This window comes from Pseudoalteromonas galatheae (assembly GCF_005886105.2).
In the GTDB taxonomy this organism is placed as follows: domain Bacteria; phylum Pseudomonadota; class Gammaproteobacteria; order Enterobacterales; family Alteromonadaceae; genus Pseudoalteromonas; species Pseudoalteromonas galatheae.
Window position 1 is genome coordinate 699,466 of sequence record NZ_PNCO02000001.1, and the last position, 16,342, is coordinate 715,807.

The following is a 16,342-nucleotide window of genomic DNA, read 5'->3' on the forward strand; positions in this document are numbered from 1 at the left end:
TCGATACGAGGTAGTACTAGTATAACCACAGTGGCGAATTTGGCCTATTTAATTGAAGAAATTAAATAACTTAGGATTGCATCTGGCTCTGGATCTCGGCTCGTGTCCGGCAGATACTTAGGTCTTGTAAAGATGCCTTGTTCTACTAACGCGTCCAGCGCATCTAAGTGTGCAATGCCCGTTTTACCGAGATATAAATTATCCAAGCTGCGAGCATTGGCAAGCTGCACTATGTCTTTAAAGCCTTTTAAGTAGAGATGGTCTTTAGTAAAGCCACCACCACGGAAAATACGTGTGGTCAGCGCAAAGGCTTCATTGACGTTTAATACGCCTGAGTCAGCTAAAAACTCATACACTTGATAGAATTTATCGCCTTTAAGTAGCATATTAACCGCAATCACCCTAAGCGCTAGTACCTTTAATCGTGTCAGATTTATTTGCCCTGATTGATACTCGCGATAGATGGCAAGGCCTTCTTGGGTGTAAGTATTACCAGGTAGACCTAAGTGCAGCACTTTTAGTTGCTGAGCGTCAGCATTTAAAGTCGTGAGTAAGTGCACGCCAATTTCATGCTCTATCAAGGCATTGATATCGAGCTCAGATAGCATCGCACTGCTATTTACAAGCAGAAGACGCTTACCATTGTCGACCATTGCTTTGGCAACGAGCTTGCTTGATATCGCGACCTTGCAAGGTAAGCCCATAGTCTCAATCGCTTGATTAAAACGTACCAAGGCTTGCTCGGCTGTAATGTCTTTTTTTGGCAAGGTCTCTGTTTCGCGCGCGTGCAGTAAGAAGGTCGCATTATTTATATCGTTGTAATCCGGCTCACCATAATAGCGTAGCGAGTTATACAAAAAGGCTTCGCGACCAATTTGGGTGATCAGTTCGATTTTAGTGGCGTAGCTATCGATCACTTTACGATATAAGTCTTTTACGATCGGATCTTGAATTTTTCCAACGGGCAAGCGATAGAGTTGCTCTTTAAACTCATACGGGTCAATTTTCAGCGGACGATATTTAAACGCAGGCTGGTAATGACGTTTCGAGAAAAAGCGTCGTTTCTCTTGCGCGATATTACTTGGGTTAACGTAATGCAGCGTTTCAAGGTTTTTGGCTATGCGGTAAAGTGCAGAGTCTACATTAATCAGTGCAGGGTCAAGCTGCGACGCTGATTTTGCTTTGCGAAGTGGCTTATAGCAGTGATTTTTAGCAAATGTTTTTGCCGTTTTACTCAAAGCTACATGCATGTTGCGCTGTAGTTTTTCAAACACCACAGGGAATAATTCGCCACTGTTTTCGTCCATAAAGACTTTTTTCACTTCCAGCGGTACCACTAAGGTGTTATCAAAGTGGCAGGTAACATAGTGCGCTTGATAACCTTGGCCCTGAAAGACTGTATTTTCAGCACAATCCACCAGCTGGCCTGCCAGTTTTTTCAGCCCTAGCTGTTTTTTCAGTTCATCTAATACGGCACGAAAACGCAAGGTATCCAGTTGTGCAGTGCCAATGTTAAAGGTTGGTGCATAAGGGTAGCTACGAATTTGATAGTTATAGCTGTGCACATCAAATAGCAAGCAGGCACCAAACTTACGCTCAAGCGTGGTTAATAGTGCACTGAGCACACGGTAATAGGCTGCATGCTTTGACAAGCTAATATCTATGTCTGCATTTGGTAGCGCTTGGTTCCACACTTGTTTACCCCATGCTTCTTTGTATATCGCAAGCTCTGGCGCACGGTTAAGATCGTATTCGTAACGTGAGTCACGCGCGATAAGTGTGATGGGTAATGATTCAATCATGCCATCGGTAAAAGGGTCTTCTTCTTGTAAGCGTTCAGCATCGCTCATGGCGAACAAGCCTTTTAGGCTAGCACGGGTACGGTGGCCTGCGTGTACAGCGGTGGCGACATAAGGTACGTATTCTCTCACTTCGAGGTGAAAGGCGCCTTCAGCAAATTGTCCACTGATGGGTTTACCGGCTTCAAGCGCGGCAATGATGACTTGTTCAGATAGCATGAGCATCTTCTATTACTTGGCGGAATTGGTTTTTGCGATGCGTTACTAGCTCTTTGGCATGCACCACACTCTCTACAAAATCGATAACTTGCACTTGCAGCTTGCAGCGGTTTAAACGGTTAATACGGGTTATCCCACCAGGCGAGAGTACGTTAACTTCAATAAGCTTGCCGCCTATTACGTCAATGCCTACAAAGTACAAACCATCACGCACAAGCTTAGGACCGATATGCTTACATAATGCTTTTTCTTGGTTGGTGAGTTTGTGTTTTACCACTTTGCCGCCAGCATGCACGTTAGCACGCACTTCATTTGCTGCAGGCACTCGTTTCATGGCGCCAATCGGTTCGCCGTTAAGCATTAGGATACGAACATCACCTTCGTCGGCACCTTCAACATAGTCTTGTAAAATGACATAGTTGCTGCCTTTACCGGCCTCGTCGCCACCAATATAAAACTCAAGGAGTGAACTAAAGCTTTGCTTCGCGCGTTTTTCAACGACGATAACACCGCGACCACCAAAGCCATCAAGCGGCTTTAAGATCATTTTCTCTTGCTCTGATTCAGAGAATATACGCTCTAAATACTCTTTGTTTTTAGATACATGCGTATTTGGAATAAATTCTCTCGCAATACCTTGGAACGACGCCGTGTATAGCTTGTTATTTGCAATACGCAGGCCATCAATATCGTTGACAATGAAAGTGTCATCACGAACAGAGTCTAAAAAGTTCATCGCTAAGGTATCAAGTGGTGGGTTGGCGCGCATAAATATCGCGTCAAAACCTGCCAAAGGAAGTTGTACTTTTTTAAACTCAGCTTTGTTGTAAAAGCTCACTAAGTTGTCAGATACTTTTTGGCCCGCAACAAATACATCACAGAAGGCACTGGCGACACTTTCGCGAATAGTGAGGTTGTTTACGGTGGTGATAGCAACGACGTGACCGCGTGATACGGCTTCGTGGATAAGTCTTAGCGTGCTGTCGTTTTCAGCTTCTACACGCTCCCAAGGGTACATAATAAAACAGATTTTCACGGGCTATTTTTGCTCAGCAAATAAATTGGCAATATAGCGGTAAAATAGCGTAGATGCTCACGGATTATTTTTATCGACAAGATAAGGAATATCAATCATCTATTGGGCAAGAAGCAGAGCACTGACTGGTGCTCTGCAAGGTGGGTATCATACTTTAAAGCGGTTAACTATGTCACTCAATTCGTGACTTGCCTGTGTGAGTTGCTCACTGGTATTGTTGAGTAAGTGTGTGGTATCCAAAGAGTGGTGGGTGGAGTCAGAAAGTTGAGCTATTCGCTCGTTGACTTCTTGTGCTGCAAGACTCTGCTCATCAGTGGCTTTGGCGATGTGGGTGCTCATATCCGAGATAGCGTCAATTAGGCGCTCAATCTCTGTCAATGCGCTATCTGCATGTTGGACCTGTTCCACTGTTTGCTCCGAGATTTGCTGGCTAATTTTAACCGCAGCTACGGCTTGCTGCGCTTCTTTTTGCAGTCGCTCGATCATGTTGTGGATTTCATCTGTGCTTTGTCCCGTACGACTTGCAAGGGTGCGTACTTCATCGGCAACAACAGCGAAGCCGCGCCCTTGTTCACCTGCTCGAGCCGCTTCTATCGCCGCGTTTAACGCAAGTAAATTAGTTTGCTCGGCAATACCTCGAATAACATCGAGCACAGATCCTATATGTTGACTCTCTTGTGCAAGACTCGTTGTTGTCACGCTCACAGATTGAATTTGCTCCGACAGCTTTTTAATGGCGGCGATGGTTTGAGAAATTGTTTGTTTGCCTTTTTCACTGTAATTACGTGCGTCTGCGGCGGAATGCTCGGCAGTATCTGCATTGCTACTGATCTCACGAACTTGCATGGTCATTTGTTCTGCAGCAGTAGCTACTTGGCGACTATTGTCATTTTGTGACTCAATAAATGCAAGATTCTCTTCACCAGCCGCTTTTACCTGATTGGCCAGTGTTTCCACTTCTTTGGCGTTATGGGCCACTGTCGCGATGGAATGACGCATCTTTTCAGTATATAAGTTAAAGTACTTGGCAAGCGCGGTTACTTCATCTTTACCACTCTCGTCGAGTTGTCGAGTCAAATCACCCTCGCCCTGTGCGATATCTTTCATCATGTCTTTGGCTTGTGTGATAGGGCCGATAATACTCTTACTAATGAGTGCGCTAAACGGGAATAACAGCACGATGAGTACAGCCATTTCAATTAACAGCAAATTTCGAATATAGGAAAACTCAGCTTCTATCGTGTCGAGGTACACACCGGAGCCAATGATCCAACCCCAAGGTGTAAATGCTTTGACATAAGATATTTTCTCGACAGGAGCATCTTTGCCTGGCTTTGGCCACAGGTAAGGAACAAATCCTGCTCCACTTTTTTCTGCCACTTGTACCATTTCAACGAATAAGCGCTTGCCGTTGGGATCTTTTGATTGGCTGAGATCTTTGCCGTTAAGCTCGCTCTTGAAAGGGTGCATCACCATTTTTGGGTGATAGTCGTTGATCCAAAAGTAATTATTTCCTTCGTATCGTAATGCGGCAACGGCATTAAGGGCTGCGGATTGAGCTTGCGCTTCAGGGAGTTCCCCAGATACATATTGTTGATGGAAGTAAGCCACTAAACTATAGGCATTTTCAACAAGGTTTTGGGTTTTATGATATTGCTGCTTTTCGAGTGCATCATATTGCTGCGATAAGCTCACTGCGCTTTGAAGGATAACGCCAATAATAACCACTATGATCAGTAACGCGAGTCGCTGGAAGATGGTGAGGTTTCGGAAAAACTGTTTGGACATAATGCAATCCTTATGTCGTTTTATTATTGAAAGTAGCAAGCGGCGCGAACGCCTCATCAATTCATACTAATTAATCTTAGTAGTCATAACTTGAGATAGAACAATAATTTCAGTTTTTCTTAGTCTTGACGAATAAACAATTAGACCAATGGATTAGAACTAAATGTTGAAAAAGGAGAAGAAGCGCTCAGCTTATAAGAGGCTGAGCGCTATTAAGTGTTTACTTAGCTTCAACCTCAAAATGACGATTAAAAAAGTCAGTAATGGTTTGATGCAAGTGGGTTTGTACTTTTTTGCCACGTAAGCTGTGCTTCGAGCCTGGATAAGTCATCATTTCAAATGGCTTAACTTCGTCCTGCAACTGTTTGAATAGTTTAGTTGCATGGGTAAATAGTACGTTGTCATCGGCCATACCGTGATAGATCATCAGCGGGCCCTTTAGTCCATCAGCATAAGGGAACACAGCACTTTGCTCATAGCCCTTGGCATTTGTATTTGGGTGACCAAGATAACGCTCAGTATAATGTGTGTCATATAGAGCCCAATCAGTTACTGGCGCACCAGAAACACCGGCTTTAAAGTAGTCGCCAGCTTTAAACATTGTCATCAGCGCCATATAACCACCATAGCTATGACCATAAATACCGATACGCTCAGGGTCGACGTACTCTAGCGTACGCAAGAACTCTACGCCTTTAATTTGGTCGGCGACTTCCACGACGCCTAAATGCTTGTAGATTGGATCTTCAAACTTCTTACCACGGTTATATGAACCTCGGTTATCTAATTGGAAAATCACATAACCTTGCTGTGCAAGATATTGGAAATACAAGTTTTTGCTACGCCAGCTGTTGGTCACGCGTTGTGCATGAGGTCCGCCATACACGTTCACAATAACAGGATATTTCTTACCGTTTTCAAGCTTTGCGGGCTTAAATAAGCGGTAATACATGGTTTGACCATCTTCCGCTTTAAGCGTGCCATATTCTGGCGTAGCTAGATTGCTCAAATAAGGCGTTAACGGATGTTCGTTATTCAGCGCATTTTCTTCAAGCCAAGTAACAAAGTCTCCATTCACTTTGCGTAGCGCAACGGCTGGTGGACGGTTTACAGAAGAGCTTTTATCGATAAAGGTACGGTTATCTTTCGCCAGTACAACACTGTGATAGCTGCCTTTTTCGGTAATACGTTTTGCTTCACCATCTTTAAAAAGTGGTACGCTGTATAGGTGGCTTTCGAGCGGCGTGTCTTTGCGGCCAGAGAAGTATACGATACCTTTTTTCTCATCAATGCCCTGAAGGCTTTCAACAATCCAATCGCCTTTAGTGATTTGGCGCACAAGTTGGCCATTGGTTCTGTACAGGTAAAGGTGTTTAAAGCCATCGCGCTCAGATGCCCAAACGAAATGCTTTTTGTCTTTTAAGAACTCAAGGTCAAAATGCAGGTTAATCCAGGTATCACTGGTTTCGGTTAGGGCGACTTGCTGTTTTTTGCTTTTAGTATCGTAAAAGCGCAGTTCCAGTTTTTGCTGTGAGCGATTTTGCCACTGATATGACAATGTTTTGTTGTCTTTCAACCAGTTTGCACGGGCGATGTAAATGTCTTTATCTTCGCCTAGATCAATCCAATCCACCTTTTGGTCATTGATCTTTACAACACCTAATTCAATCTCAACGTTAGCAGTCCCGGTGTATGGGTATCGTTGATTGAATAGCTTGACTTCTTCGGCATAGATTTCGTTACGAATGGCTTCTTGAACTGGGCTTTCATCAATGCGAGTAAAAGCAATTTGTTGCTCATCACCCGACCACCAGTAACCTGTCATGCGGCTCATCTCTTCTTGGGCAACAAACTCAGCCATGCCGTTTTTAATTACGCCACCGCCGTCTTTAGTTAATTGCGTTTCTTTGCCTGACTTGAGATTGATGGTATAGAGGTTTTGCTCACGAATAAATGAAACAAAGTTACCTTTTGGTGAGAAGCGAGCATCGGTTTCGAATGCTTCAGTTTCCGTTAGTTTCTTGCTCTTACCTGAAGCGATTTCATAGTAGTACAAGTCGCCATTGAGTGGGAAAAGTAGCGCTTTGCCATCTTTTGACCATTTGTATTCTAAAATACCACGGCCAAAAATACGTTGACGCTCACGTCGTGCTTTTTCTTCATCTGAGAGGTTCTCTGGGCCAGAAAATAGCGCCGCAGAATCTACCAACAAGCGGTTGGTATTGTCTTTTAGATTGTATTCCCAAAGGTCGTAACGGTTATAGTCTTCTTTTTTACCTTGAAGATAAGTAACACGAGAACCGTCAGGAGAAAATTGCAGTTTTACAGGCGCTTTACCTGAAAGAGACGGGTCGTCAAAAAGTCGCTCTAGCGTTAGTTGCTCTGCGCTAGCGGTGACAGAGGCAAGTGCTAATGGAAGAGCGATGGTGTAGTGTTTAATGCGAGAGTGCACGGTAGCCACCTTGTTATATTTTTAAAGTCTGATTGGATGGTAATGAAGCTACTTTGCAATAGCAACAAATTCGGATAGAGTGCCGAGTAAATCGGATTTAAAGAAGTTCACTATGTCATTTGAATTAGCCAAAGAATTACAACGAGACTGTATCCTAATTACCGAGTGGCCGTTGTGTAGTGTGTTGTTAATGAATGATGCTCAGTACCCTTGGTTTATCTTAGTACCTAGGATTGTGGGCGCGAAAGAAATTATTGATTTACCTGAGTCGCAGCAAGTTCAATTTTGGCAAGAATCGGCCAAGCTCAGTCGTTTGTTGCAAGACACCTTTACCCCAGATAAATTAAACGTGGCTGCGCTTGGTAATATGGTGCCACAACTACATGTGCACCACATCGCGCGATTTAAAACCGATATTGCATGGCCAAAACCGGTTTGGGGACTCTATCCAGCAAAACCCTATAGTGATGAGGAAGTTGAGCAGCTAAAAGCGAGTTTTGAATAGATAAGTATTGTATTAGGGACGAGGGTCGATTAAAGTTTCATTGAGTTTGTTTCTGTAAAAGGGATTTGAAAGGTGTTCCATAATAGCTTTACCTCTCTTTTCCAGCTCAAGCCAAATAAGAATAACTTCTAAAACAAAGGAATATTATGAAAGTTACTAATCTATTTAAATCAATTGTGCTTGCTTCTTTGGTTGGCGCTTCAGCTATGTCTTATGCTCTCGCGGAAGGTGAGTTGAGCTCGCAGCAAGGCGTCGTGATAAGCGCAGAAAATATGGAGGTGGGTGAGCAGGGTGTTAATCGAGGGCGCTGTGAGACTTATAAGTACACCAGATATAAGAGCGCTAAAGTGGGCCAAGAAGTTACCCTAACTCGCTTTTCTAGCGCTAGTATTAGCTGCAACTCTTACTTCTTCACCATAGAGAAAAACTATGACGGCCATGATATGGAGCTAATTTTATATCGTGATAGCAAAATAATTGACCGAGGCACGCATATTGGTAGATATCTACCTCGTGGTAACTATCGCTTAGCGTTAATGAATAATGGCGGTGGTACAGGCACTCGTGGTGGTGTACGTTACGAATACCGAGAGAATTAATTCAATATTACGCAGGCTACTTAAGCCTGCGTATCAATTAGTTGAGTTTCTTGGCTTTTTAAAAAGCTGATTGCTTTTTCTTGATATTCTTTAATAAAAGATTCGGAAGTGATGAGCGCTACAGTTTCTTGTTGCTCTTGAGCATACCCTAATACACCATGAAAAGAGCGGTAGTTCTCTTCTTCCATATTTCTGGCTTCATCTACTGACTGCCCATAAAATTGTGAAATGTTGATTTTTTCGTCAGGCTTTATTCCTTGCTTCTCATAATTTACACCTTCCAAAGAGCCCTTAACAGACATCACATCATGCCAAAATGTATCACGTAAACTTCCCGTATTACCACTAGCACGTTCTATATCAAACTCTAAGGTTCGAATCGCATCAACAACATCGTAAAATTCATTGAGGGACATATTGTCAAAATCAAAACCTTCTGGGTTTAATAGTGCATTGTAAGGTGAACTATTGGGAATATCACCAGTGTAGGCTGCAATAGCATTTGACTTGTCTGATGGTTGTTGTACTTCATCCCCCTTAGGGGTAGCAGCTTCTGACGCTGCTTTCACTTGTGTAGCAGCAGGCTTTGCGGGTGCCATAGTCAGTGATGCAGAATGGATGCGAAAGTTCATTGTCATAAAAACTCCTTTTTGTTTTAACACAATGTTTGTTTTCTATCGGCCTTGTTCCTAGTTTACTTTAGGTGATGTCGCGATTTTTATTTAACTTGCAGTGTAATGGGGTAAGTCATGCCATAGGCGTTTAGCTTGCGCTTCAGTCACTATGGCATGGTGCGCTTGTTAGTACTAGAGTCCTAGCACCTGCTTACCTTGCTTAAAGGTAACATCAACAGGAATGTTCGCTTTAGAAAGCTTATCTAGGTCTTTTTGTAGTTCTGCTTTGATATCGCCGTGCGTGGCGATCAGTTGATCGACTTTTTGATAGTCGCCGTCACCTTGTAGCGTTAGGATAAGGTTAGACAGTTTCTCCATCGCTGCGCCCATCTTCTCCATATTCACTTGATATAGACCGTCCGTGTTTTTAGAAAATGCGCCTTCTTCTTTAAAGAAGTTAAAGCGGATCATGTTCGCTTTACCATGTGCACTGGATGCGCCAAAACGTACTGAGCGGAAGATACCAGCCATAAAGGTGATGTAATAATCCTCAAGCGTACCTTCGGTGATCTCGCCTTTTTTAAGTAGTTGCTCAACCATGTATAGGCCTAGAATATCGGCTTTACCTTCTTCAAGTGCACTGGCGTGTTCTTGCAGTGATTGGCGCACAGTACCTTTACCTGTAATGGTATTCTTAATACCTAGTCCATGGGCGACTTCATGGAACATGGTATTAGCAAAGAAAGCATCAAAGGTGATGTGCTTACGTTGCTCCTGGACGATAAGTTGATCAGCGATCGGTACTAAGATCTTATCGAATTTTGCGCGCATAGCGTTTTTAAGCTGTAGGCGACGCGTGCCTTTTTGGAGTTGCACCTCTTCGTCATTTGGCAGGTTAATCGCAATGGTTTTACTACCAGCGTTTGAGTGGCCTGCATAATAAATGACGTCATATGCGTTTAGGTCGGCGTCAGAGCCTGGCACTTCTTGCTTGTATTTATCATCAACTGGCAAGCCAGTTTGTAGCTCAGGTAAAAAAGCGGCAAACTTAGCGAGACGCTCACTCCACGCCAAGTCTTTAACTAGAACGTAAGATTCAAAAGCGGCGCGATAGCCAAATAGCTGGTCTTCATAGGTTTCAATTGGGCCAATCACCACATCAATCGGGTTATTCTTCATGTCCATCCAAGCAAAGTCAGACGCTTGGTAGCTATTATTGACTAATGCATCTGCGCGCAAGTTTAAGTAATTTGCAAACTCTTTGTCTTGTGCCAGTTTACTTGCTTGGCGTAATAGCGCTGCGGCTTTATCCAACTCTGCTTTATATGCAGATGAATAAGAAGTGCTGTATAGCTTGCCGTTTTCATCGCGACGGATAAGAGAATAAAGTCCTGATTTATCTTTTACATCGACGTTATTTAGCTCATCTTTGGTGATGTCGCTTGGGTAAAACTCCGCGCCCAGTGCTTTTTCTTCAAAGCCAGAAAGAAAAACTTGGTCGCCATTTAAACGATCCCAAGGCCCATAGTTGATGTCTGCGAATTGGCGTACTTTTTCGTCTGAGATTTTGCTTAGGAATGTTGCTTTGTCTTCGCCGAACGCTTGTTGCCAAAATAAATCATCCATAATAACCGAAGCGTCGATGAGTAAAGCTAGCATCTTTTTCTGGTTGTCGCTTAGGTGACTTAAGTCTGTTTCTAGCGTTACTGGGGTATAAATATCTAGCCGCTCTTGAGATGCATTAACTAGCTTATAGCCTGACTGCTTGACATCTTTTTGTACTTGTTCAGTTTGTGAGCTAGGTTTTTCAGAAGAAGTGGATGGCTCAGAGCAGCCTGTTAGGGTGAGACCTGTTGCAAGCGCGATTGCAACTGAAATCATAGAGTGTTTCATAATGCTCCCTTGTTGTCTTAATTATGTGGCGATCACCTTACACGATTTTGTATCACTATGCTTAGTTAACTTAGACTGGTATGTGGTACGTAAGCCGCAGTTAACGTGAAAGGTTACCATTTGCACCCCATTTGGGGTCATTTTCAGTATTTTTGCGATAAAGCGTGCCGCAAAGTACGGTATGCCTTGAATTCTAACTTGCTAATTATTGAGGGTATATAAATAAAATATTATTTTCCTAGATTTTCTTAACTTTATCCGAAAGTTAGACAATACTTACGACATAGATACTAAAAATCAGCAGTGTGACCACCAGCAAGCGCAGTGCCTACTTTTGCTATAAACTTACGTTTGCAGTCGGGTCTTTTATTCAGTTATTAAGGGATTTGGTTTCATGTCTACAGAAAATGCTTTGCTCACGATTCTAACTGATAGGATCAATAACGACACCTTGGTATTGCCGACATTACCTGAAATTGCAGTGCGTGTTAGGCAGGCGGCAGATGATCCTGAAATTAACCTGATGCAGATGGCTGACGTTATTTCTCATGACCCAGCTCTTGCTGCGCGTATGATAAAAGTTGCCAACAGCGCTTTTATGGGCCGTTCGGTGAAGGTGAATACCCTAAACCAAGCGGTAACTCGGATCGGTCTTAGACAAATCAAGAATATTGCTACTGCAATGGCAATGGAGCAGTTATTTGTTTCTAATAACAAACTCATCAAGACATACATGGACAAAGCTTGGCAGAAGACGTTAAAAGTCGCTTGCCAAGCGATAACGACAATGGACTTTTATCTCCGTGTCAATAAGCACACTTCGCTCAACAGAGATACAATCACGTTGGCCTCTTTGGTGTTCAATATCGGTGTTTTACCTATTTTGACAGAGGCTGAACGCCACCCTGAAGTGTTTGCCAACCCAAGCTTTTTGGCCCATGCCATCCAGAAATTAGGCGGTAAGATAGGTGGAGCAATAATGCGTGAGTGGGAATTCACCGACGAGTTTGTTGAGGTCGCAGAAAGCTGGGCAAATCCTAATTATCGGCCTGAACATGTTTGTTATGTCGACTTTATTCGTGTGGGTGCAATCGTAGAAGGTATTTTACAGGTGTCTGATAAGTCCGCAGCATTAAAACAGTATGAAGAAAAGGGGGTTATTAAGGAGGTGAACATGTTTGCCGATGATACTTATTTAAGTGTACTCGAAGACGTCAAAACAATGTTTGCCTAGTGCCTTTTGCTTCCTTTGAATACAAAGACCTCTGTTGAGGTCTTTGGCGTTTAGGGCAAAACCTCGGCTCGGGGCTTTCTAAATATTTTGCTTATCCGAGCACCTGTAACTGAAATCGTTAAGCCACATAAAATAAAACCAGCCCCAATAGCTTCCATTAGCATCAACTGCTCATTAAGTAATAAGGCTGAACCTATAATGCCGACAATAGGGATTAATAAAGCAAAAGGCGTTACTGCTGCGGCCTTGTGATTTTTAAGTAGCCAACCCCATATTGCGAATGCAATCAGTGTCGAGATATAACCCACATAGGCAATGGATAACCAAGACTGTGTTGTGGTGTTCAGTAGTAAGGTCAATGGAGAGTCAGTTTCAATAAAATAAGACAGTGTAAAAAGTGGCAATGGCGGCACAAGGCTTACCCAAACAATAAAATGGAGTAAATTAACGCTTTTCAGGCGCTTCATGATGAGGTTTGAAAACGACCAAAATAATGCCGCGAACAGAATGAGCACCGCGCCCAATATCGTCGTTGACCCAGACGAGTTGATAAAAAACAAACTAAAGCCAAACGTTGCGATGCTGATCCCCACCATTTGAAAGCGATTCATGGTTTCCTTTAACAACAATACACTTAGCAAAATCGTGAAAATGACTTGGGCTTGTAGCAGCAAAGAAGCAATGCCAGCTGACGCATTTGATTCCATCGCAATAAACAGCAAGCTAAACTTAAGCACACCTAAAAATAGCCCAACACTGAGTACGTTCCATACCGACGTTTTAGGAAAAGGAATAAAGAATACTGCAGGGATCGCGACTACCAAAAAACGCAAGCCTGAAAATAAAATAGGAGGCAACTCTGCTAGGCCAAATTTAATGACCGAAAAGTTAAGCCCCCAAATTATCACTACTATTAAAGCCAATGAAATGCTTTTTACATTCACGCGCGTAAAACTCCGTTTAATTGTACTTATTACTGCTTCGGGTATCGGACTACTGATGTAAATTGTCTTCGATGCCTGAAATTCAGGTTAGCAAAGCGTTACTGCCAAAGCCGGATTCCTATCATGCCATTGAAGAGTAAATAAAGCGCTACAAATGCGTTGGTTAGTGCAAATAAAGTGGCGAGCCAGTAACTATACGTTTGCACTTGAGTGCGTGCAGTCCGTTCGCTATTGGCACAAAGTAACCTTGTGAAGATAGAGTATTGCGCTGGATAAAGAAAAATTGATAGCTATATCCGCTATCAATTTTTCGTATCAAAAGCTCAACAAGCTCTGGATGATGACTCTAAGATTAAGACTCTAGGCTTTCGTCGTCACCAAGGCCTTTGGTTAGATCTTCTAACAACTCTTTGATTTCTTCCGAGACCAAAATAAAGTCAGCATCAAGTTTAACGGCTAGATCTTCTTTCGGAATATCCGCATTCTGGTCCTTAAGTGTTTCTGCATAGCTTAAACGCTTTAACGTACCATCGTTTTGTAAAACGAATTTCACGCGCTCACGCCAATCTAATGCGAGTTTAGTCACACGCTTACCGTTTTCTAGGTGCGTTTTGATTTCGTCTGATGAAAGGTCATGTTGTTTTAACTTGACTTGAGCACCGTTGTCGTCTGGCTCTTGCAACTCAGCGTCGGTGCCTATTGCAAAGCCTTCAGGTGCACTAAACTCGGTGAGCCAGTGTGTTAGCTGTAAGTCTAAATCATAGTTTGCAAACGCAGGTACAACAGGAAGCGTGCCCAGAGATTTACGCAGTAGTGCAAGTAGTTCTTCCGCTTTATTGAAGCTGGCACTATTTACAATAACCCAACCTGATTTTTGGTCGATAAAAGCAAATTGTAGGCTCGATTTTTTGAACGCTTGAGGTAATAAAGTCGCTAGGATATTCTCTTTAATATCGTCTTTTTCTTTTTTCTTTACTGGACGGTTTTCTTGCTGCTCTATTTGCTCAATTTTTTCGGCGACCATTTCATTGACTACGGCTGCAGGAAGCACCTTTTCTTCACGCTTAGCACAAACTAAGATACTGTCTTGAGAAAAATGTGAAAGCATCTGACCATGTTTACCGAAGGCTTTTGTCCAGCCAAAAGTGGTCATGTCTTGACTACCACAAGGACGAAAAATATCCTGTTCGAGTGCTTTTTCGAAATCTTCTTGTGCGTAAGTTACATCTTGTTTGAATTTGTAGCAGATTAAGTTACTGAACCACATAGAAATATGCCCGTCTGGAATAAAATTGCGGTCATCATAGCAAAAAGGTCACAGCTTGTATTCCACTAGATGATGTTTGGTGGTGGGGGAGGTATCTTGCGCCAATACGCCACTTTGCAGCTTGGCGTATTGGACGCTTGTCGTGTACTAAACTTGGTTAGCTAAACATCGCCATTGGCTTTTGTAAGTCTTTTGGGAAGCTGATGTAGTAGGTGAGACCCTTGCCTTCTTCACTATTTACTTCGATATCCCCATTCAAGGTTTGTTTTACGAGGTTTAGGGTAATATGGGTACCAAGCCCACTGCCACCTTGATCGCGTTTGGTCGTAAAGAAGGGGTCAAACAACCGGTCTAGTTGGGCTTTACTTACGCCCTTGCCGTTGTCTTTGTAGACGATATTTACCATACCGTTGTCTTCTTTAATTTTAATATCAATTTGGCCTTGCTCTTGATTCTCAAAACCATGGATCAAAGAATTCATGATAAGGTTCGTGAATATTTGACTAATTGCTCCCGCTGGTAAGTTTAGTGTCATGTTTTCAGGGCATTCAATATTCACTTGATGATGAGTTTTCTTCAATTTTGGGTGTAATGAGCGGATCACTTCACCGAGGTATTGTTTAAAGTTAATGGTACGAATCGCTTCACTGGCCTGATCGACTGCAATTTGTTTAAAACTCGCCACGAGTTCTGAGGCGCGGTCTAAATTGGTGGTAAGTAGGCTAGCACTTTGCTTTGCTTCACTAATGAATTCTTCTAACGCTTTTGGTGATAAGGTTTTTCCGTTGTACGCCGCTTCAAGCTGATCTAAGCGCTCCTGCAAGAACGACGTCGCAGTCACGCCAATACCAACAGGAGTATTAATATCGTGCGTAATACCGGCAACAAGGCCGCCGAGTGCCGCCATTTTTTCAGAGCCCACTAAGCGCTCTTGTGCCATATTCAGCTCATCTACGTATTTCTCAAGCTCTTTTTGTTTTGTTAGTAGCTCTTCTTCTGTTTGTTTTCTTAAATCAATTTCTTCTGTGAGCGTTAACTTCTGCTTTTCTAATTCATACTTTTGTTGCTGGAGATCCATCATCGCTTGGCTAAGGTTTGAGGTCTTCCGTGCGACCTCTTGCTCCAACTGAATATTATGTTGATCAAGCTTTTCATTGCTGATCAGCAGCTCCTTTTGAGTTTGATCGAGTTTTTTCCGATATTCAGAGACCTTGTCAATCAGCTTATTAAACGCCTCTTCCATGATCTTAAGCTCGTTGCGCTCTTTGGTTCCGATATCAATCTTATGACCATCAACGTTGTCGACTTCAAAATCTTCTATTTGCTCGGTGAGATCGGTTAGCGGTTCAGTAAGTAGCTTTCTAAAGGCAATTAAAAATAGAATGATCAAGAACGTTGTCTTTATCATTGCATTGCCTATCAAAAAGTAAATTGAGATCATGATGCGACTAAAGACGACCTCTCGACTAGAGAATAGTGTCACGTCACCGACTTGCGTTGCGCGTCCCGAGAATTCAAAAATCAACGGAAAGGTGTAACCAAACAAACCGGATGGCGTATCTTCAATTATTGCTTCTTCTTGAACAAGCTGCTGACTGTAAAGTTCGTGAATATCTAACGAGCGACCGAGTTGTGAAATAATTTCCCCACTGTCATCACGTACAATAATCCCTTCGATCATAGGGATCGCGAGCAAGCCTTCTGCTGTAGTAACAGTTTGCTTTGTATTAAGTTCCCAAATAGCGCGGGTCAAGCTTCGGCTAAAGGTTTTTTGCAGCATGGTAAGTTCATTACGAATATAGTCTTTGGTATTGACGTATTCAGCAATGATTTGACCACATGTGACGACAAAGGTTAGAAGGAAGTAAACCGACAGCACATTGGTGAGCAATTTTTTTGAGAGGCTTTTTTGCAGCATGAATTAAGCTGAGCTCCTACGGTAAGTTCATCGCCTTTGAATAATCTGCTTTTAAAGTTAGCCAATAAATGGTT

At 42.8% G+C, this 16,342-nt stretch carries 12 protein-coding genes; 3 read left to right on the forward strand and 9 right to left on the reverse strand.

The genetic code is table 11. The annotated features are described in order from the left end of the window. Positions 1-44: 44 nt before the first annotated feature. The 4 genes from CWC29_RS03035 to CWC29_RS03050 form a co-directional block, all read right to left on the reverse strand. On the reverse strand, positions 45-2,024 hold the full coding sequence (locus tag CWC29_RS03035; protein WP_209319012.1) for a flavohemoglobin expression-modulating QEGLA motif protein: 1,980 nt from the start codon (positions 2,022-2,024) through the stop codon (positions 45-47). Further along, on the reverse strand, positions 2,008-3,054 hold the full coding sequence (gene gshB, locus CWC29_RS03040; RefSeq protein WP_128728462.1) for a glutathione synthase: 1,047 nt from the start codon (positions 3,052-3,054) through the stop codon (positions 2,008-2,010). The genes CWC29_RS03035 and gshB overlap by 17 nt, the downstream gene beginning before the upstream one ends. Before the next feature lie 147 nt (positions 3,055-3,201). Beyond that, a complete protein-coding gene (locus CWC29_RS03045) occupies positions 3,202-4,842 on the reverse strand; it encodes a methyl-accepting chemotaxis protein (RefSeq protein WP_138521600.1) in 1,641 nt (546 codons plus the stop codon). 220 nt (positions 4,843-5,062) lie between these two features. Continuing rightward, positions 5,063-7,294, reverse strand: coding sequence for a S9 family peptidase (locus tag CWC29_RS03050; protein WP_128728460.1), 2,232 nt, complete (start codon positions 7,292-7,294; stop codon positions 5,063-5,065). A gap of 112 nt (positions 7,295-7,406) precedes the next feature. Here CWC29_RS03050 and CWC29_RS03055 point away from each other — a divergent pair, with 112 nt between their 5' ends. Then, positions 7,407-7,799, forward strand: a complete 393-nt coding sequence (locus CWC29_RS03055) for an HIT domain-containing protein (protein WP_138521598.1) — start codon at positions 7,407-7,409, stop codon at positions 7,797-7,799. 146 nt (positions 7,800-7,945) lie between these two features. Beyond that, on the forward strand, positions 7,946-8,398 hold the full coding sequence (locus tag CWC29_RS03060) for a hypothetical protein (protein ID WP_088529936.1): 453 nt from the start codon (positions 7,946-7,948) through the stop codon (positions 8,396-8,398). A gap of 20 nt (positions 8,399-8,418) precedes the next feature. On the opposite strand, the gene CWC29_RS03065 is transcribed toward CWC29_RS03060, so the two are convergent. Beyond that, positions 8,419-9,036 (reverse strand): hypothetical protein, encoded by a 618-nt coding sequence (locus CWC29_RS03065; RefSeq protein ID WP_128728457.1) that lies wholly within the window; start codon positions 9,034-9,036, stop codon positions 8,419-8,421. Between the two features lie 168 nt (positions 9,037-9,204). Next, the gene (locus CWC29_RS03070) at positions 9,205-10,905 is read right to left on the reverse strand and encodes a dipeptidyl-peptidase 3 family protein (protein ID WP_138521596.1); all 1,701 of its coding nucleotides are present in this window, start codon (positions 10,903-10,905) and stop codon (positions 9,205-9,207) included. Positions 10,906-11,299: 394 nt separating this feature from the next. On the opposite strand from CWC29_RS03070, the gene CWC29_RS03075 reads away from it, so the two are divergent. Then, entirely contained in the window at positions 11,300-12,139 is an 840-nt protein-coding gene (locus CWC29_RS03075; protein ID WP_128728455.1) for an HDOD domain-containing protein, read from the forward strand. A 50-nt stretch (positions 12,140-12,189) separates the two neighbouring features. Here the strand turns inward: CWC29_RS03075 and CWC29_RS03080 are convergent, their stop codons facing one another. The 3 genes from CWC29_RS03080 to CWC29_RS03090 all read right to left on the reverse strand — a co-directional run bounded on the left by CWC29_RS03080 (position 12,190) and on the right by CWC29_RS03090 (position 16,268). Further along, positions 12,190-13,083, reverse strand: coding sequence for an EamA family transporter (locus CWC29_RS03080; RefSeq protein ID WP_138521594.1), 894 nt, complete (start codon positions 13,081-13,083; stop codon positions 12,190-12,192). Between the two features lie 352 nt (positions 13,084-13,435). Further along, complete coding sequence (rdgC, locus tag CWC29_RS03085; protein WP_138521592.1) at positions 13,436-14,350, reverse strand: recombination-associated protein RdgC; 915 nt, start codon at positions 14,348-14,350, stop codon at positions 13,436-13,438. A gap of 157 nt (positions 14,351-14,507) precedes the next feature. Then, a complete protein-coding gene (locus tag CWC29_RS03090; RefSeq protein WP_128728452.1) occupies positions 14,508-16,268 on the reverse strand; it encodes a sensor histidine kinase in 1,761 nt (586 codons plus the stop codon). Positions 16,269-16,342 lie beyond the last annotated feature (74 nt).